Origin of the sequence: Maribacter thermophilus (genome assembly GCF_001020565.1) — a bacterium.
Classification (GTDB): domain Bacteria; phylum Bacteroidota; class Bacteroidia; order Flavobacteriales; family Flavobacteriaceae; genus Maribacter; species Maribacter thermophilus.
Window position 1 is genome coordinate 2837642 of the sequence record NZ_LDAS01000001.1, and the last position, 19372, is coordinate 2857013.

At 40.5% G+C, this 19372-nt stretch carries 13 protein-coding genes; 8 read left to right on the plus strand and 5 right to left on the minus strand.

Annotation, left to right across the window (positions count from 1 at the left end; genetic code table 11):
• Positions 1-15 precede the first annotated feature (15 nt).
• Positions 16-3150 (minus strand): WD40/YVTN/BNR-like repeat-containing protein, encoded by a 3135-nt coding sequence (locus AB657_RS12255; protein WP_047246744.1) that lies wholly within the window; start codon positions 3148-3150, stop codon positions 16-18.
• A gap of 151 nt (positions 3151-3301) precedes the next feature.
• Here AB657_RS12255 and AB657_RS12260 point away from each other — a divergent pair, with 151 nt between their 5' ends.
• Entirely contained in the window at positions 3302-6448 is a 3147-nt protein-coding gene (locus AB657_RS12260) for a S41 family peptidase (RefSeq protein WP_047246745.1), read from the plus strand.
• A gap of 129 nt (positions 6449-6577) precedes the next feature.
• Here the strand turns inward: AB657_RS12260 and AB657_RS12265 are convergent, their stop codons facing one another.
• The 3 genes from AB657_RS12265 to hemH form a co-directional block, all read right to left on the minus strand.
• On the minus strand, positions 6578-7681 hold the full coding sequence (locus tag AB657_RS12265; RefSeq protein ID WP_047246746.1) for a lactonase family protein: 1104 nt from the start codon (positions 7679-7681) through the stop codon (positions 6578-6580).
• A 114-nt stretch (positions 7682-7795) separates the two neighbouring features.
• A complete protein-coding gene (locus tag AB657_RS12270; protein WP_047246747.1) occupies positions 7796-9172 on the minus strand; it encodes an MATE family efflux transporter in 1377 nt (458 codons plus the stop codon).
• Positions 9173-9402: 230 nt separating this feature from the next.
• Positions 9403-10434 (minus strand): ferrochelatase, encoded by a 1032-nt coding sequence (gene hemH, locus AB657_RS12275; protein WP_047247979.1) that lies wholly within the window; start codon positions 10432-10434, stop codon positions 9403-9405.
• Positions 10435-10596: 162 nt separating this feature from the next.
• Between hemH and AB657_RS12280 the strand changes: the two genes are divergently transcribed.
• Complete coding sequence (locus AB657_RS12280) at positions 10597-11670, plus strand: mechanosensitive ion channel family protein (protein ID WP_052958701.1); 1074 nt, start codon at positions 10597-10599, stop codon at positions 11668-11670.
• Between the two features lie 5 nt (positions 11671-11675).
• Positions 11676-12518 (plus strand): N-acetylmuramoyl-L-alanine amidase-like domain-containing protein, encoded by an 843-nt coding sequence (locus tag AB657_RS12285; RefSeq protein WP_047246748.1) that lies wholly within the window; start codon positions 11676-11678, stop codon positions 12516-12518.
• Positions 12519-12683: 165 nt separating this feature from the next.
• Here AB657_RS12285 and AB657_RS12290 read toward each other — a convergent pair whose 3' ends face one another.
• Positions 12684-13574, minus strand: coding sequence for a helix-turn-helix domain-containing protein (locus AB657_RS12290; protein WP_047246749.1), 891 nt, complete (start codon positions 13572-13574; stop codon positions 12684-12686).
• Positions 13575-13768: 194 nt separating this feature from the next.
• Here AB657_RS12290 and hemA point away from each other — a divergent pair, with 194 nt between their 5' ends.
• The 5 genes from hemA to hemF all read left to right on the plus strand — a co-directional run bounded on the left by hemA (position 13769) and on the right by hemF (position 19366).
• Positions 13769-15025: a glutamyl-tRNA reductase gene (gene hemA / locus AB657_RS12295; protein WP_047246750.1), complete on the plus strand. Its 1257-nt coding sequence runs from the start codon at positions 13769-13771 to the stop codon at positions 15023-15025.
• Positions 15022-16605 (plus strand): hydroxymethylbilane synthase, encoded by a 1584-nt coding sequence (gene hemC, locus AB657_RS12300; RefSeq protein ID WP_047246751.1) that lies wholly within the window; start codon positions 15022-15024, stop codon positions 16603-16605. The genes hemA and hemC overlap by 4 nt, the downstream gene beginning before the upstream one ends.
• A complete protein-coding gene (gene hemE / locus AB657_RS12305) occupies positions 16602-17633 on the plus strand; it encodes a uroporphyrinogen decarboxylase (RefSeq protein ID WP_047246752.1) in 1032 nt (343 codons plus the stop codon). The genes hemC and hemE overlap by 4 nt, the downstream gene beginning before the upstream one ends.
• 298 nt (positions 17634-17931) lie before the next feature.
• The gene (locus tag AB657_RS12310; RefSeq protein WP_047246753.1) at positions 17932-18474 is read left to right on the plus strand and encodes a GNAT family N-acetyltransferase; all 543 of its coding nucleotides are present in this window, start codon (positions 17932-17934) and stop codon (positions 18472-18474) included.
• Entirely contained in the window at positions 18464-19366 is a 903-nt protein-coding gene (gene hemF, locus AB657_RS12315; RefSeq protein WP_047246754.1) for an oxygen-dependent coproporphyrinogen oxidase, read from the plus strand. Before AB657_RS12310 ends, hemF begins: the two co-directional genes overlap by 11 nt.
• The last annotated feature ends 6 nt before the right edge of the window (positions 19367-19372 follow it).

Below are 19372 nucleotides of genomic sequence, written 5' to 3' on the forward strand. Positions count from 1 at the left end.
CCTATTAGGTTTTAATTATTCTACGAACAGATAGTTCAAGTTTAGTTCGTTGAAAGATTTATTAAATTCTTGAAGCTCTTTTGACATAACGGCATCAAACTTTTCCAATTCACTGTTGATCTTGGCCGTTAGTTCGTTCTTTACCGCAATATCTTGATCTGTTGGTGGAAAATCGTCCATACTCACCAGTCTATTCAAGTGTCCCAGCTTGTTGGTCAACTTAATAGGAAAGTTCAATGGATCTTGATTACTCCTGTTCTTGGTTTGATACAAGGCTTTCTCTACCTCCCCTAAATTTTCTTTCATTGTTTTGGCCTTGGCGATCAAGTCCTTAACACTATCGTTGTTCTTATACTGTTTGATAAATGCATCTAACTGTCCGTTTACATTTCTTATTTTTTCGATAGAGGTGTGCGCCTTATCAATGGTATTGTTGACATCGGTGATAAAATCGAACTGTTTTTGCATATCGGCAACAGAAACTTCCGCCCTTGGATCGGGAAGAATCTTGAAAATCTCCGATACCGATGTACCGTTTACGTTCAGGAGCACCTTATAATTTCCTGGAACAGCTTTGGCTCCGTTCAAGTTGGCTCCCCATAAAATCATTCCTTTCAACTTTTTGGCGCCTTTTCCCCTAGTATCCCATACAAAGGTGTTTCCTCCTTTTTCAACCTTCAATTTTTTATCTTTTTCCTTGGCAACATTGCTGTATGTTGCAAGGGTATCGCCCGCCATAGAGGTATATGTTAGGTACACACTATCTTTTTCTGAAAGATCCTTAAGATAAAAATGGGTAATTACCCCGTTTGGATGGTTTTCACCGGAAGTTTTAGAAGGTGTTCTTGCTGTTCTCCCTTTTGTACGATACGAATCTTTTGGCTTGTATAAAATGGCATTGGATGATTTTTTGCTATCGTCCAATTGATGCAATACCGTTAAATCATCTATGATCCATAGACTACGCCCTTGCGTGGCCACGATCAAGTTATCGTCCTTAATGGTCAAATCTGTTATAGGGACTATGGGCAAGTTCAATTGAAAAGAGTTCCAGTTGGCACCATCATCAAAAGAAATATACATACCCGTCTCAGTACCTGCATAGAGCAATCCCTTTCTTTTTGGGTCTTCACGTACTACCCTTGTAAAGTGTTCATTATTGATACCGTTGGTTATTTTAGTCCATGTCTGCCCATAATCGGTAGTTTTGTACAAATAGGGTTTAAAATCGCCCAATTTATAGCGTGTAGCCGCAACATAACAAGTTCCTTCGTCAAAAGCGGACGGTTCTATGCTGTTGATCATATTCCATTCTGGCATATTTGCAGGAGTCACATTCTCCCATGTTCCGCCCCCATCTTTTGAGACATGAATTAGTCCGTCATCGCTACCAACCCACAACAAACCTTCTTTTAACGGACTTTCATTGGCCGTAAAAATGGTACAATAATACTCTACACTGGTGTTGTCTTGTGTAATAGGCCCTCCACTAGAACCTAGTTTGGTAGGATCGTTACGGGTTAAGTCTCCACTTAGCACTTTCCAGCTCTGACCTTCATTTTCCGAAACATGAACGTGTTGGGAAAAAGTATATAGTTTCTTGGGATCGTGTCTACTGAAGAGTATCGGGAAATTCCACTGAAAGCGATATTTCATAGCCTCTGCCCCAGCACCCATGGGGTTATCGGGCCAAACATTGATACCTCTTACCGTTCCCGTTTCGTGGTTCACACGCGTTAAGAACCCACCATAGCTACCTCCGTATACGATATCATCATTTGTGGGATCCACGGCGATCCATGCAGATTCTCCACCGGCTGTTGGTTCCCAATCATCTTCCGTGATTGCAGAACCATCGCTTCTGTGGTTTATACGCACGGTAGAATTATCTTGTTGTGCCGCATAAATACGGTACGGAAAATGGTTATCCGTAGTTACCCTATAAAATTGTGCAGTTGGCTGGTTATAATAGGTACTCCAAGTTTCTCCCCCGTCATAAGAAATCTGCGCTCCACCGTCATCACCGATAATCATACGTTTTCCATCTTCGGGAGATATCCATAGATCATGATGGTCTCCATGCGGCGCATTAAAAGATTTGAACGACTTACCGCCGTCGGTAGATTTATGATAGCTTACATTAAGTACATAGACCACATCTTCATCTTCGGTATCGGCATATACTCTCGTATAGTACCACGCCCTTTGACGCAATTTACGTTCGCTGTTCACCAAGGTCCATTTGTTTCCCCCATCATCTGATCGGTACAATCCTCCTTTTTCCTTATTCTCAACAATGGCCCATACGCGATCTGAATTTTTTGGTGATACCGTTACCCCGATAATTCCCAATGTATCTGTTGGAAAACCTTCATTTTTCGAAATCTCGGTCCATGTTTCCCCACTATCGGTGCTTTTCCATAAGGCCGATCCTTCTCCACCACTTATTAAGCTATAAGGGGTTCGTTGTGCCATCCAAGTAGATGCATATAAAATTCTCGGGTTGTTAGGGTCAAAAGTAAGATCTACGGCCCCGGCCTGTTCGTTTACAAAAAGTATTTGTTTCCAATTTTTACCTCCATCAATACTTTTATAGATACCTCTTTCTTTTGTAGGCTTATAGATATCACCCAAAACTGCGGCATAAACTATGTTATAATCCGTAGGGTGCACACGGATCCTGGGTACATGCCTACTATTTTTTAACCCTGCCGAAACCCACGTTTTGCCAGCATTTTCAGATTTCCATATTCCATAACCGGAAGAGACATTTCCCCTTAGGGTTTTCTCCCCTCCGCCAACATAAATAACATTGGGGTCACTTTTGGCTACCTCAACGGCACCGATACTCCCCCCGAAATAGCCGTCCGAAATATTCTCCCAAGTTCTACCCCCATCCATTGTTTTCCATACACCGCCACCTGTAGCACCAAAATAAAACAGGTTTGGTTCTCCGGGAACACCCGTTACCGCAGCGGAACGTCCGCCTCTAAAAGGCCCAATCAACCTATAGTCCAAACTAGAATATAGTTCTTCCGGATACTGAACCGTAGCTTTATTGGATTTGTTTCTTCTTTGGGCTTCTGTAGAATTTGAAAATAACAATAGGGTGAGCGCCAAAAGGCCCACGAACGCGAAGTTTGGTTTCATTGGTTTGTTAGTTAAATTAGTCACTTTAAATTTAGTGAAAAGCTTTTAAAGATACCTTCATTATAAGATTTTTCGCCCTATTATTATTAAATTGACAGCTTTTATAGTTGTTCATTTTTTTATATCTCAAAATTCATCAATTCAATACACTATGAGCTTCAAGAAACTTCTTATTCCTTTCTTCGTATTTCTTTTCAATTGCATCAATGCCCAAGAGTCCTATTTTTTGATGGACCCCACCGTATCACCAGATGCAAAAACTATCGTTTTTAGTTACGATTCTGACCTGTGGAGTGTTCCTGCTACCGGTGGAACGGCCGTAAGGCTTACGGCTATGGACGGAGAAGAATCATTGCCCAGAATATCTCCCGACGGAAAATGGTTGGCCTTTAGTGCCACACAATTCGGCAATAAGGATATTTACGTAATGCCCCTCGAAGGTGGTACCATCCAACAACTTACCTTTAACGATGCCGATGATGACATGGACAGCTGGTCTTGGGATTCTAAAAACATCTACTTTACCTCTTCTAGAAACAACCGCTATTCGGGTTATGAAGTATCTATTGAGGGGGGTACGCCAAAACGCCTTTTCCAAAATTACTTTAATACCGTCGCCAATATCGCAGTTCATCCGAAGACAGAAGAAATATTTTTTAACGAGAGTTGGGAGGGTAAAAATTTTACCCATAGAAAAAGATACAAGGGCGCCTATAACCCCAATGTAAAATCATATAACCCAGCTACCAATGAATACAAGGAATACACTACTTATAACGGAAAAGACCTTTGGGCCACGATAGACCAAAACGGTAGCCTTTATTTTGTTTCTGACAGAGCTAATGGCGAGTACAACCTATATCGACTGGAAAACGGCTCAAAAGATCAATTGACCACATTCGACTCGTCCATAGGCCGTCCACAAGTGAGTGCCAACGGCAAAATGGTCGTTTTTGGAAAAGACTATCAAATTTACAGCTACGATGTAAGCAACAAAACCGCTAAGAAGGTTCCTATCAAAATAACAAAGAACAGTACTTTGACCAAGACCCAAGACTTTAAGGTACAAGGCAATATTACCAATTTTTCGGTGTCTCCGGACAATAAGAAACTGGCATTTATAGCCAGGGGAGAATTGTTTGTTTCGGATGTGAAAGGAAAATTTGTTAAACACATCATTACAAACCCTAAAGAACGTGTTCTTGAAGTAGTGTGGCTAAAAGACAATAAAACATTGTTGTACAATAGAACCCATAATGGGTACACCAATCTATTTACCATCGCCGGGGACGGAAGTAGCCCAGAAAAACAACATACCAACGACCTTAGAAACAATGTAAATATTCTGCTAGACCCAGACCTAAAAAAAGCACTGTACATAAGCGGACGTGACGAGTTGCGCCTGTTGGACCTTTCCAATTTTAAAAGCGAGGTCTTGGTAAAGGATGAATTTTGGGCCCTTTATGCCCCGCAACCTTACTTTTCTCCCAATGGAAGCCATGTCGTATATAATGCCATAAGAAATTTTGAATCGGATGTTTTTGTCGTTCGCCTGTCGGACAAAAAAATAACGAACCTGACCAATACCGGTGTTACCGAAGGATCGCCCGTTTGGTCCCCCGACGGAAAATACCTGTACATGGTTTCCAATCTAACGGAACCCTCTTACCCATACGGACTTTCGGAATCCCAGATATACCAGATGCCTTTGGGTAAATACGAAGATGCCTTTACTTATGGCAAGTACGAAGAATTGTTTAAAGAGGAAGAAAAAGAGGATAAAGACAAGGATACTAAGAACAAGAAAAAAGAAGATAAAAAACCCATAACCATCAAAATCAACGAGGATGGCATTATGGAAAGAATTACGGCCATAAGTCCTTCTTTTGGCAGACAAACAAGTCCTTTTGTCATTCAAAAAGACGAGACGATGCACGTGCTTTATTTGAGCAACCATGACGAAGGAAAAACAAAACTTTGGAAAACCGTCATAAAACCTTTCGAAAAAAACAAGATAGAAAAGGTATTGGACGATGAGTTGTATGGGTATCAATTGGCGAATGCAAAAGACAGTTATTACCTATTGAGCAAAGGAAACATTCACACCTTTGATGTAGAAAACAACAAGGCGGAAAAGATTGATATAGATTTCACTTTCCGTAGAAACCTATCCGAAGAATTTCATCAAATGTTTTATGAAGCTTGGGCCGGATTCGAGGAAAACTTTTACGACGGAGATTTTCATGGGGAAGACTGGACAGCACTCCGCAAAAAATACGAACAATACCTGCCCTATATCACCAGTAGAAACCAATTACGTCGCCTGTTCAACGATATGTTGGGCGAGCTAAATACGTCGCATTTTGGTTTTAGTTCTAGTGGAGACGAAGAAAAAGTATTTTACAAGACAAAGACATTGGCGACAGGTATTCTATTCTCTAACGACCACCCTTATACCGTTGAACACATTATTGCCGATGGCCCGGCAGACGTAGCTGGAAAAGACATCAAAAAAGGCGATGTGCTTGTTGCCGTAAACGGTAAAAAAGTAGATCCATCAAAAAACAGGGAATCTTATTTTAACGAACCTTCGTTGGACAATGAAATGCAGTTAGATTTTAAGCGCAATGGCAAAACAATATCGGTAAACATTCACCCGATAAGTACCAATGCCCAAAGAAACCTTCTGTACGATGAATGGGTAGACGACAACCAAGAATATGTAGATACCAAAAGCGACAAAAAGATTGCCTATGTGCACATGAAAAATATGGGGCGAGGCGAACTTGAAAACTTTAAAAGGGAAATGGTCTCCGAAACCAATCAAAGAGATGCGCTAATACTAGACCTACGTTACAATACAGGTGGAAACGTGCATAACGAGGTCTTACAGTTTCTTTCACAAAAACCATATTTAAAATGGAAATACAGAGATGGCGACCTAGCTCCTCAACCTAATTTTGCCCCGGCCGTGAAGCCAATTATCCTATTGATAAACGAACAATCGCTCAGCGATGCGGAAATGACCGCTGCAGGATTCAAAGCCTTAAAATTGGGTACGATAATGGGCACGGAAACCTATCGTTGGATTATTTTTACCTCGGGCAAGGGACTCGTGGATGGTTCGTTCTATAGGTTACCGGCATGGGGATGTTTTACGTTAGACGGCAAGAACCTTGAAAAAACAGGTGTTAGCCCCGACATTGTAGTACCCGAAAATTTCAAGGACCGTTTAGATGGGAAAAAACCTCAGCTCGATGCCGCATTGCAAGAAATAATCCGTCAGCTGAAAAGGTAACAAAATACTTGCCAAATACCGAGCGGGAAGATACTTCGCCAAGGTGCCAGCCTATGTTTTACGACATGGTGGTAGCACCTTGGCCTTTGAATGTATTTATTAAGAATAGAAACCGCTCCTCTTTGTTTCTTACTCCATAAACTCCAAACAAACAGGGCTGGGCAAGCTTGTCTCATGTAAATAGGTTAAGACACCTGTAATAGCATCCCTTTTAAAAACCGTGATATTATCGCTCTTTTGATTGGCGACCAAAAGAAATTGACCACTAGGGTCTATGGTAAAATTACGTGGCCAATCTCCCCGTACATCTTCCCTGCCTACCAAGGTCAGTTTACCTGTTTCATCATCTACCTTAAAAATAACAATGGACTGTTCCCCTCTATTGGAACCATATAGGAACTTACCGTCCGGTGATAAGTGAATATCGGCACAAAAACTTTCTCCCTTAAAATCATCGGCAAGTGTTGTTTTGGTTTCCAACATTTTATATTCTTTTCCCGTTTTCTCAAAAACGGTAATGGTAGAGTTTAACTCGTTAATGACATATAAAAACCGTCTGTTTTGGCCAAAGGTAAAATGCCTAGGCCCAGCACCGTCGGGCAAATCCAAAGAGGTCTGCTCATGAGGGATGAACTCCTTGCCATTGTAGGAATAACGTTTTACGGCATCTAAACCAAGATCGGCAATAAATAGTCCGTCGGGCGTAAATTCCGTTGAATGTGCATGTGAGGTTTTCAACGTATCCAGAATTTTAAGGTCTATAAATTGTGGGTCGGGCAATAGGGCTCCAGAATCGTTCAAAGCAAACAAAGAAACACTTCCACCGCTATAACTCGAGACCGCCAACTGTTTACCATCATCCGATATGGCTATATGACAAGGATGCGCACCAACATTGGCCTTGGGGCCCTTCTCCTTTAACGTGCCATCCACAAGATCAAAAGCCATAACACCACCCGTGCCATCTTCAAACTTATCTGTTTCCATAACCGCATATAGCTTTTTTTTATCCGGTGAGAACTTTATATAAGAAGGATTGTTTAATGGTGCGGCCAATTCTTTCAGGGAGAGTTCCCCTGTACGGGAATTGAATTGAAAACGATAAATACCCTCACTATCACCTTGGGTATATGTACCCACATACAGTTCATTTAATTGCTGCTCTTCTTTCATACTACATCCTATAAATACCATTGTACAAACTATGGCCAAAGTGATTTTTAAAGACTTCATCTATATAATTTAAAACTTAAAAATAACCACTTAGATCAACTTGATACAGAAATCAGCGAAGATTTTTCACATGTCGAAAAAAACTACAAAAGAAGGCCTTGTGGCAAAAGCACATTACTCCAACGTGCTTTTGATTTCCATTCTTAAAAAATAACCGGTTACGATTGTTGCCAACACATCGGCAATAGGAAAAGCCGACCACACCCCGAATTCACCCCAAAACCTTGGTAATATCAAAATTAAGGGTATAAAGAAAAATCCTTGCCTTGACAAGGTTAAAAGTAAAGCAGGAACTGCCTTACCGATTGCCTGAAAATATGCGGCCCCTATCAATTGCAACGCGATGATCGGCGTAGCCGCAAATACCCATCGCATAGCATTGGGAGCATTTTCCAAAACAAAGGCATTGGTTTGTAAATCATGGGCCGACATACCCGGCTTGTCACTTAAAAACAATGAAGTTATTGCCTCAGGAAAAACCATAAGCCCAATAAATACCACTGTTGCCAAAAGAGCCGCATATTTTATGGCCGTTGTTATGGATTCCTTGACCCTATCAAATTTTCTTGCCCCATAATTAAATCCGGCAATAGGTAAAAATGCTTGGGTAATTCCAAAAACGGGAAACAATGAGAACATCAACATTCGGCCTACAATGGCATACACCGCCACCATTGCCTCACCTCCCAGACCAAAAAGAATATTGTTCATTAAAAGGTATATAATACTTACCACCGCCTGTCTTGCCAGGGTAACAAAACCCAAAGAGCCGATCTCCTTTACCACTGGAGCATTTAACAATAAATGCCTGGCCTTAAATTTTATTTCCGATTTTGGGGAGGCAAAGAAGTACAAAACATAGGCAAAACACAGTATATTGCTAATGGTGGTTGCCCATGCCGCTCCTTCCATGCCCAAATCGAGCTTATAAATAAAAACATAATCCATTAAAAGGTTTCCTATAGAAGGTATGATCATGGCGATCATAGCAAATTTAGGCTTCCCTTCTGCCCTAATAACAGTGTTTCCCATCATACAAAGCGCCAAGAAAGGCACTCCGAACAAAACAATGGTATAATATATTTTTGCCGGTTCATAAATGGCTCCCTTTCCCCCAAAAGCCGGAATAATGGACTCAACATATGTGAATCCGGCGATGACCATGCTAATGGTAATGATCAAGGTAAGGGTAATCTGGTTTCCAAAAGTAATATATGCCTTCTCCCTATCGTTACTTCCCAAGGCCCTAGAAATAATACTGGCACCGCCTACACCGATGGACATCCCCAAAGCACTTATAAAAAACGAAACGGGCAATACCACATTAATAGCGGCTATGGCAATAGAACCTATCCAATTGCCCACGAAAATAGAATCGACCAATACATTTAAGGACATTACCAAAATACCAATACTTGCCGGTACGGCCTGACTGATCAAAAGTCTACCGATAGGTTGTGTTCCAAGTTGTTCCGCTGAGACTTTTGACATTATAGCATTATATCGAAAAGGCCTTGGTTATCACCTTGCCCTATTTTGGATAATCTTTTATTTGACCTACTAATAGCGGCGACAAAACTAACAATATGTTCCCAAGACCGTTTGTAGAATTTTGTTATTTTTTTGTTGTCTTTCCTATATTTTATTAACAGTTTCACCGGCACACCATGTATTAATGAGCATAGCCGCCTAAAAATCAAAAAACTGTATAAAAAAAAGAATTACTTGGGCAGCACCCCACTTTTTTCCCAATTGTTTACCCAAGATGCCATCACATTTACCCAACTATCGCTATCGTTTAAGCAAGGTATATGCTTATAATCCTCTCCACCGGCCTCTTGAAACTGGTGTTTACCCTCCATTGCTATTTCCTCCAAGGTTTCTAGACAATCAGACACAAAGGCAGGGGTTATTACCGCTAGTTTTTTCTTGCCTTCTTTTGGAAAACGTTCAAACTCAAAGTCGGTATAAGGCTTCAACCATGGGTCGTTGGGCAGCCTTGACTGAAATGAGACACTTACCTTATCGTTTGGAAGTTTCAGGTAAGACCTTACCAGCTCTGTCATCTTATAACATTGATGCCTATAACAGGTATGATGGGCCACAGAATTCGTGGAACAACAAGAACCGTCTATCTTACAATGAAATTTGGTAGGGTCCGATTTTCGGATATGTCTTTCGGGAATACCGTGATAGGAAAACAACACATGGTCGTAATCAAAATCGTTCAACTCTGCCGCTATAGATTCTGAAAGTACCCTGATAAAATCTTCATTGTCATAAAAAGCGGGCAACGTTGTTATGTTCATCTCTGGAAAATGGGCCTCTTTTTCTTCCATGGTCTTTACCACCACCGTTTCATAGGAAGACATGGCATAATGAGGATACAAGGGTACCAAAAGTACTTCATCCACCCCTTTGTCCTTTAACTCCTGTAAGGCATTTTTAATGGTCATACTACCGTAACGCATACCCAAAGCCACCGGCATTTGCGTTTGTTTGCGCAACTTTTCTGTAAATCTTTCAGAAAGTACTATCAAAGGAGAACCCTCTTTCCACCATATTTTGGCGTATGCCTCGGCAGATTTTTTGGGTCTAGTCTGAAGAATAATACCCCTTACAATAATGTTTCGCAACCATTTAGGAGTATCTATCACCCGTTCATCCATTAAAAACTCGTCCAAATAAGGTTTTACATCTTTTGCTGTAGGACTATCTGGGGATCCTAAATTGACCAATAAAACTCCTTTCATGATTTTCTTGTTGGGTTCGAATGCAAAAATAACACTTGATAATCGATGATATTTTAATTTTGGGCAATAGTTTTCTATTCTACCATAAAGCCTATCGATATCTTTACCATTTGTTTTATGCAACACATAATTTTTTAGTATGTTGTACCAAACTAAAAATCTATGGAGACCATCTTTCAAGACATCCCCAATGAATCCATTATATACCTGAGCCTATCTTTGGGCGTATTTCTGATTGTATATTGGGCAGTACTCTTTACATTGAGCAAGCTTGGTCGAAATCCGAAATATTTGTTGCCCAAAGGGGTAATGAAAAAAATAGCCCTTCCCCTTTTCCTGATTTTTTTGTCCATTATCATCAGAATGGCCTCGTTACGACAACTCTTGGGGTTAGAGAATGAAGCATATTGGTTTAAAAAGACAAGTACCTTGCTCTTCATATTTGCCATGACCTGGCTTATTATAGGAATCCTCAAAATTATTAAACAGCTGATCATTCGCAATTATGACGTACATACGACCAACAACCTTAAGGCCCGTAAAATATACACCCAATTCAACATTCTAGAGCGTATTGTTATATTTATCGTAGTCATTTTGGCCATGGGCCTTGCCCTTATGAGTTTTGACGAAATTCGCGAAATAGGGGTAAGTATATTTGCTTCTGCAGGAGTAGCAGGTATCATCATAGGTTTTTCGGCCCAAAAATTAATAGGCACCGTATTGGCAGGCATTCAAATTGCCATTGCCCAACCTATTAAAATAGATGATGTGGTCATCGTGGAAGGAGAATGGGGTCGCATCGAGGAAATAACCTTGACCTATGTAGTTGTTAAAATTTGGGACAAACGTAGATTGATCGTACCCACCACTTACTTTATTGAAAAACCTTTTCAAAACTGGACGAAAACCTCGGCGGATATCTTGGGAACGGTATTCTTATATACCGACTACAACATACCTTTTGATGCCATTCGAAACGAACTAACGCGCATTTTAAAGAACACGGACCTATGGGACAAACAGGTAAATGTGCTACAAGTAACGGACAGCAAACCGAACTGTGTGGAAATAAGAGCCCTTATGAGCGCCAAAGATTCTTCTACGGCATGGGATTTGCGTGTATTGGTCAGAGAAAAACTAATCACTTTCTTACAGCAAAACTACCCTGATAGTATTGTACATAATAGAATATTGCTCAACAATATGGGCGAAACACCCCAGCCTAAAAACTAACATTCATGAAAAAATATCTTCTATTTGGCCTTCTAACCATCACTTTAACTTTTTTACAGGCCCAGAACCTAACCTGTTCTCCAATGAACAGAGAGGCCGTTGATGCCAAGTTAAAGCAAATACCAACTTTGCTACAACCAGATTTTGGAGCAACAATGGTAGCCATTGGAAAAACATTTATAAAAACACCCTATGTTGCCAAAACACTGGAAATAGGCGATAGAGAAACCTTGGTGGTAAACCTACAAGGGCTGGACTGCACCACGTTTGTAGAAAATGTATTGGCTTTTAGCCTAATGGCCAGAAACAAACAGGACAGTTTTAAAGACTTTACTGAAAATTTAGAAACCGTTCGGTATAAAGACGGAAAACTAAATGGCTATGCCTCTCGTCTACACTATTTTACCGAATGGATCGCCAACAATGAGGCCAAAGGCCTTGTAAAGGACATTACCAGTGAAATTGGAGGAGAAGAGATTTCTAAGGACATTAATTTTATGAGTACCCACAGAGACCTATATCCTTTTTTAAAGGATGATGTAAATTATGAAAAGATAAAAGCCTCCGAACGTTTTTTGAACAACCGGCCTATATGTGTTTTGGCACAAGATAAGATTACCGAGAACGAGCACTTGATACGATCGGGTGATATTATTGCCTTGGCGACCTCCATTAATGGTTTGGACGTAACCCATACCGGCATTGCCACCCTGGAAGCCGATGGTAGAATACATTTGCTACATGCATCAACAGGATCTATGGAAGTGGAGGTTTCCACAAAACCCCTTGCAGAATATCTTAAAAACATCAAAAAGAATACGGGAATCATAGTAGCTCGCCCCAATTAAGAGAAAAAAGAGTTTACCGACCCACCGGTCTATTTTATAAATACCCAATACGTGATAAATCTATAAACACCCTCGTAGAACCGTATTTTTTTATCGCTGAAATGAAGTTTTATATCAATTTAAGACACCTATAAAAATACCCAACAGACTACTTGGTCTAAATTTTTAGCCGCTCGCCAAAGCCATCACGTATTTTTTGGGCGTAGTTCCGTACTTTTTTTTGAACGCGGCTATAAAATGACTCGAGGTACTATACCCAATTTTTAAGCCGATTTCATTAACGTTGTACTGCCCAGATTCCAACAGTCTTCTGGCATATTCCATTTTATAATCAAAGAGAAAACTGTACACCGAATCCCCATAAATCTGCTTAAAGCCCTCTTTCAGCCTTTTTAAACTGAGGCCTATCTCTTTTGATAGTTCTGCCAACGAAGGTGGCTCGGCCATATTCGCTATAATTATTTCTTTCGCCTTTCGTATTCTTTTCACGTTGTCCTCATCTACCAAGAAAGGGCATTGCTCCACATCGGTATCGGTATTTTTGTTAAAGTAAAGGGCAATAAGCTCATACACTTTTCCTTTAACGTACAATTTTTTAATGGTAGCATTTAGGTTGTAGTTAATAATCTGGCTCAGCACTACAGCGATGGCGGGCGATACCGGTTCTTGTGCGTAATATTTCTTTTCTTGGTTTTCACTGCTCAAAAAGGGAATATAGCTGGCCTCATCGGAAAATAACGAATGAAATTTACGTATGCTCATCACAACCGAAACCATCCATGAATTTGGGGACAACATCAGATTCAACGGTAAATCCAATTGTGTGTTATAAAGCAACAACGAGTTCTCTTCAGAGACTTCCAAAGCATAATTACCATCGTTGAACACAAATTTACCCCCTCCCTTAAGGCAAAAATGAAACTGTATATACGTTCGGTTAATTTCACGTATAACCTTATTGACTTCAGCAGTATTGTTCTGAATCTTAAGAACATAAAAACCGTCATCGATCAATATTTCCTCAAAAGAACCTTTGGCGACATTTTTACCCATCATAAAATGAATCTATAAATTAATTCTATTTAGAATCCTTCTAAATAATGACGTCTAAATTTTTCTTAAACATAGTAAAATTAAGGGATTTCAACGGAAATGCCTCTATTTTGGTCGAAAATCACTTTAATCGATGCTTATAGTTCCTCTAGCGTTATTTTTATTGATTTGATGCCTCTATTTTTGTCATCGCATCTATGAAAAATTATCACATTTCAAAACATAGCTCGTTTTATACCATAGGTTTAAGCTACAAAAAGGCCGATGCCGAAGTGCGTGGTAAATTCAGTTTGGACGAAATTGCCATGACCGAGTTATTGAAAAAGGCCCAACAGCAAGGTATAGATGGGCTTTTGGCGACCTCTACCTGTAATAGAACAGAACTACATGGTTTTGCCCAACACCCATTTCAACTTATAAAGTTGCTTTGCGACTATTCTAACGGTAGCGTAGAAGAGTTTCAAGAAGTAGCTTATGTGTACAAGAACAACGAGGCCATCACCCACTTGTTCCGCGTAGGAACCGGCTTGGACAGTCAAATCTTGGGAGATTTTGAAATCATTAGTCAATTAAAACAAAGTTTTGGCCGATCAAAGAAATTAGGAATTGCGAATCCGTTTCTTGAACGCCTTGTAAATTCTGTCATACAAGCCAGTAAACGTATAAAAAACGAAACAGAAATATCTTCTGGTGCCACATCAGTATCCTTTGCCTCCGTACAGTACATTCTAAACAATGTATCGGATGTGACCAACAAGAACATTTTACTGTTCGGCACAGGTAAAATAGGCAGAAACACTTGTGAAAACCTTATAAAACACACCAAAAACCCCAATATCACCCTTATTAACAGAACCAAGGAGAAAGCGGATAAAATTGGAGGCAAATTTAACCTTACGGTAAGGGATTATGGGGACCTACAAGCCGAAATACGCAAAACGGATGTACTGGTAGTCGCTACCGGGGCACAAAAGCCCACCATTTGCAAAGAACTTATCTATACCAAAAATCCATTGTTGATCTTAGACCTATCGGTACCCAAAAACGTGGATGACAACGTACTGGAATTAGAAAATGTATCATTGGTTCACCTTGACCAACTATCCCAGATTACCGACGAAACACTCGAAAAGAGAAAATTGTTTGTTCCACAGGCGGAGCAAATCATAGAGGAGGTTAAAAATGACTTCACCCAATGGCTCGAAACACGAAAGTTTGCCCCTGTGATCAAGGCTTTAAAAATGAAGTTAAAGACCATGAAAGAGGAAGAGCTCGATTATCAATCCAAAAAAGTGGCCAATTTTGATACCGAGCACGCAGATATTATTTCTAATCGTATCATTCAAAAAATTACCAAGCAGTTCGCAAATCATTTAAAGGACGAGACCATCGATTCCGACTCTAGTCTTGAGCTTATTCAAAAAGTATTTCAATTAGAACTAGAAACTAAATGAGCAGAACCATACGAATAGGTACCCGCGATAGCGAACTTGCGCTTTGGCAGGCCAACACGGTTAAAGACCAATTACAATCATTAGGACATAAAGTAACCCTTGTACCGGTAAAATCTACAGGCGACCTTGTTTTGGACAAGCCTCTGTACGAACTGGGAATCACCGGCGTTTTTACCAAAACATTGGACATTGCCATGCTAAATGGCGATATAGATATTGCGGTACACTCCATGAAAGATGTGCCTACCGCTCTACCCAAAGGAATTGTACAGGCAGCCGTTCTAAAGCGGGCCAATTATATGGACATACTTGCTTTTAAGGACAATGAAGAATTTTTAGGTTCTCCGGAAGGGGTTATTGCCACAGGCAGTCTTAGAAGAAAAGCACAGTGGCTAAATCGCTACCCGACCCATACCGTGGTAGATTTACGGGGAAATGTTAATAGCCGGTTAGAAAAATTACAGAATAATGACTGGAACGGGGCCATATTTGCCGCGGCCGGCCTACAACGTATTGGTCTAGAGCCAAAAAACACCATCGGACTTACTTGGATGGTTCCTGCGCCTGCCCAAGGAGCGATTATGGTGGTTGCCATGGAACATGATGAAGAGATCAGGGAGATTTGTGCGGAGTTGAACCATAAAGAAACAGAACTTTGTACAAAAATTGAACGCGACTTTTTAAGGGAACTGGAAGGTGGATGCTCTGCCCCTATCGGAGCCCTCGCCTATATAGACAAAGAAGAAACAGTAAACTTCAAGGGAGTATTATTGACCGTAGATGGCTCTAAGAAACTAGAGGCCACACTCACGGCCCCTGTAGGAAAGCATGATAGGTTGGGTATAGATGCCGCCAACAGTATTTTGAGCAGGGGCGGAAAACGCTTAATGAACGAACTGCAGGGAGCCGATCTTAAAACGAACATTTTTTCCACCAAAAAACTGACCGAAGAACAATTACAGCGTTTTAATATTTCCCTGAAAGTAGATTCTGAGGATTTTATTAAGATCAGCCCCAATAGAATTTCTCCATTGATTCTCAAAAAAGAACTCAAAAATGTCGTCTTTACCAGTAAGAACGCCGTAGAGAGCCTTTTAACGAATATCAGTGCGGCAGAACTTCAATTTGAGAACATATATTGTGTTGGCCGAAAAACAAGACGGTTCATACAAAAAAGAATAGGTAAAGTAGCCCATTTTGAAAACAATGCCGCCGATCTGGCAAAATACCTGGTAGAATATCTTGAAGGAACAGAGGTAACCTATTTTCATGGCAATTTAAGTTTAGAGGAATTACCCTCCGTTTTAGAGGAAAACAATATTACCGTTAACAAGGTAGAGGCCTATCGCACCAAATTATCTAGCAAGGCGATAGACGAATCGGCAGAAGGAATCATATTTTGTAGCCCTTCTGCCATTGAAAGTTACCTGTTGAAGAACAAACCTCATTCAATCGCCTATTGTATCGGTGAAACAACGGCCAACGAAGCCCGTAAACACTTTAATGAGGTAAAAGTTGCTAGAATTCCGGACATGGAAAGTGTCATAGAATTGGTAAATGAAGATTACAAAGAAAAATGAGCTTAAAGAACGATTTATTTTTGCGTGCCTTAAAGGGCGAAACGGTTGAAAGACCTCCTGTATGGATGATGCGCCAAGCCGGAAGATACTTGCCGGAATTTATGGAAATCAGAAAAAAATATGATTTTTTTACACGGTGCCAGACCCCAGAACTCGCTTCGGAAATTACCGTACAGCCCATTCGAAGGTTCGGTATGGATGCCGCCATTCTTTTCAGCGATATTTTGGTTATCCCACAAGCGATGAACATTGATGTGGAAATGAAACCAAATTTTGGTCCATATCTACCAAACCCCATACGCACACAAAAAGATTTGGACAGTGTTATAGTGCCCGACATACAAGATACCCTTGGCTATGTCATGGATGCCATTACCGCTACCAAAGAGAAATTGGAAGACGAAGTACCGTTAATTGGTTTTGCCGGATCCCCTTGGACCATATTGTGTTACTGCGTACAAGGCCAAGGCAGCAAAACATTTGACAAGGCAAAAGAATTGTGCTTTACCCAACCCGTGGTAGCTCATCAACTTTTACAAAAAATAACCGATACCACCATTGCTTATTTAAAAGCAAAGATAAAGGCAGGAGTTGATGCCGTGCAGGTCTTTGACTCATGGGGAGGTATGCTTTCTCCAGTAGATTACAAAGAATTTTCTTGGCAATACATACAACAGATCATAGACGCCCTTAAAGAAGAAGCTCCTGTAATTGTCTTCGGAAAAGGCTGTTGGTTTGCTCTTGGTGATATGGCCAAATCGGGGGCGGCCGCCTTAGGAGTGGATTGGACCTGCTCCGCAAGAAACGCGCGCTACCTTTCTGGAGGCAAGATCACCCTACAAGGAAATTTTGACCCAGCACGTTTACTATCGCCTCCTTCCGAAATTAAAAAAATGGTCACCCAAATGATCCATGAGTTCGGAAAAGACCAATATATAGTGAACCTTGGCCATGGGATTCTTCCTAACGTACCCGTAGAAAACGCAAAAGCTTTCATTGATGCAGTAAAGGAGTTTAAACCCTTATAAAAGCACAATTAAGGAAATAGACTGGTGTATGTTACAGTGTGTGTCTTTACAAACACTATCTTTTTACTTTTTACGGTGTTTATGCCCATATAAATAGTAATTTAGGGAAACCACTCGTTTTGAGTACTCAGGTTTGGTTACAGAAATCTAGTCGATTTAAGAAAATGTAATATTAATTATTCTTATGTTTATCGGCAGATTGTGTGTTTGAGCTTCGGCTTACCTATAAAACGCAAAGGCATAAAGCCTACTATCAAACCTCTTTTAACAATATAAACGAATCTTAGATAGTTGCAGTATGGATTCTTTTGATATAGGAATTTTCGAGATCAACCCTGTTCAAGAAAAAGATGCTTGGCGCATTTGTGATTTTACCACGGTGAACGCTACACGATTAAAACGGTACTTTCCCAAAACTTTAGAGGCAACCCTCACACCAGAACTTTCAGCTATTTTTGTAGCCCAAAAGGTAAAGGAATTCGCAGATAAAACCGAATTTCTGTTTGTTGTAAAGAACAAAATCGAAAGAACCGTGGCTGGTTTGGTATATGTTAAAAGTCTAGATTACGAGAAGCTAGAGGCAGAACTGGCCTATTGTATCGGTTACCAATACGAAGGATTGGGCATTACCACCAAAATAGTACAACATTTGACCAATTGGTCTTTTGATAAATTAAAGCTGAACCAACTAAGAATCATTGTTCATAAAACAAACATCGGTAGTGTTCGCATAGCCGAAAAATGTGGTTACATATGGAAAGAAACCTTGCCCAATGAGCACCAACCACCGCAGGAAGCATTAATGGATATGGAACTATACATTAAAACGAATGAAAGATAAATTTTACGATTATATACAAACCCTACAAGATACCATTACCAATAAATTAGAGGAAATTGACGGTAAAGCCACTTTTCACCAAGATATTTGGAAGAGACCAGAAGGTGGTGGCGGCAGAACCAGGGTCATAGAAAACGGAAACGTTTTTGAAAAAGGAGGGGTAAACATTTCTGGTGTGCATGGCGAATTGCCCAAAAGTATGCAGGCCTATTTTGGGGTTGAAGAAGCTGATTTTTTCGCATGCGGACTCAGTTTAGTATTGCATCCGAAGAACCCTATGGTGCCGACCGTACATGCCAACTGGCGTTATTTTGAAATGTATGGCAAAGACGGTGAAATTATAGACCAATGGTTTGGGGGCGGTCAAGACCTGACCCCTTATTATCTTTTTGAGGAGGATGCCCTGCATTTTCATACGGTTTGCAAAGACGCCTGTGACAAACACGACCCCACGTTTTACGAAACTTACAAAAAAAGGTGTGACGAATATTTTTGGAACACTCACCGCAATGAAGCCAGGGGAGTTGGAGGCTTGTTTTTTGACTACTGCAAGGCTACGCCAGAAATGACCATGCAAAATTGGTACAATTTTGTTACAGAGGTCGGCAACAGCTTCCTGAACAGTTATATACCTATCGTTATAAAAAGAAAAGACCTTGCCTACACCCAAGAACAAAGAGATTGGCAAGAAATAAGAAGAGGACGTTATGTTGAGTTTAACCTCGTACACGACAAGGGCACCTTGTTCGGCCTAAAGACCAACGGACGTATAGAAAGTATTCTAATGAGCCTACCGCCACACGTTCAATGGCGTTACGACCACCACCCAAAAGAAGGTAGTGAAGAAGAAAAACTACTAAAGGTCTTAAAACAACCTAAAGACTGGGTTTAGTGGATT

Bases quoted from the DNA above. Each gene is read 5' to 3' on its own strand.
- AB657_RS12255 (WP_047246744.1), bottom strand. From the start codon at position 3,150: ATGAAACCAAACTTCGCGTTCGTGGGCCTTTTGGCGCTCACCCTATTG.
- AB657_RS12260 (WP_047246745.1), top strand. From the start codon at position 3,302: ATGAGCTTCAAGAAACTTCTTATTCCTTTCTTCGTATTTCTTTTCAAT.
- AB657_RS12265 (WP_047246746.1), bottom strand. From the start codon at position 7,681: ATGAAGTCTTTAAAAATCACTTTGGCCATAGTTTGTACAATGGTATTT.
- AB657_RS12270 (WP_047246747.1), bottom strand. From the start codon at position 9,172: ATGTCAAAAGTCTCAGCGGAACAACTTGGAACACAACCTATCGGTAGA.
- hemH (WP_047247979.1), bottom strand. From the start codon at position 10,434: ATGAAAGGAGTTTTATTGGTCAATTTAGGATCCCCAGATAGTCCTACA.
- AB657_RS12280 (WP_052958701.1), top strand. From the start codon at position 10,597: ATGGAGACCATCTTTCAAGACATCCCCAATGAATCCATTATATACCTG.
- AB657_RS12285 (WP_047246748.1), top strand. From the start codon at position 11,676: ATGAAAAAATATCTTCTATTTGGCCTTCTAACCATCACTTTAACTTTT.
- AB657_RS12290 (WP_047246749.1), bottom strand. From the start codon at position 13,574: ATGATGGGTAAAAATGTCGCCAAAGGTTCTTTTGAGGAAATATTGATC.
- hemA (WP_047246750.1), top strand. From the start codon at position 13,769: ATGAAAAATTATCACATTTCAAAACATAGCTCGTTTTATACCATAGGT.
- hemC (WP_047246751.1), top strand. From the start codon at position 15,022: ATGAGCAGAACCATACGAATAGGTACCCGCGATAGCGAACTTGCGCTT.
- hemE (WP_047246752.1), top strand. From the start codon at position 16,602: ATGAGCTTAAAGAACGATTTATTTTTGCGTGCCTTAAAGGGCGAAACG.
- AB657_RS12310 (WP_047246753.1), top strand. From the start codon at position 17,932: ATGGATTCTTTTGATATAGGAATTTTCGAGATCAACCCTGTTCAAGAA.
- hemF (WP_047246754.1), top strand. From the start codon at position 18,464: ATGAAAGATAAATTTTACGATTATATACAAACCCTACAAGATACCATT.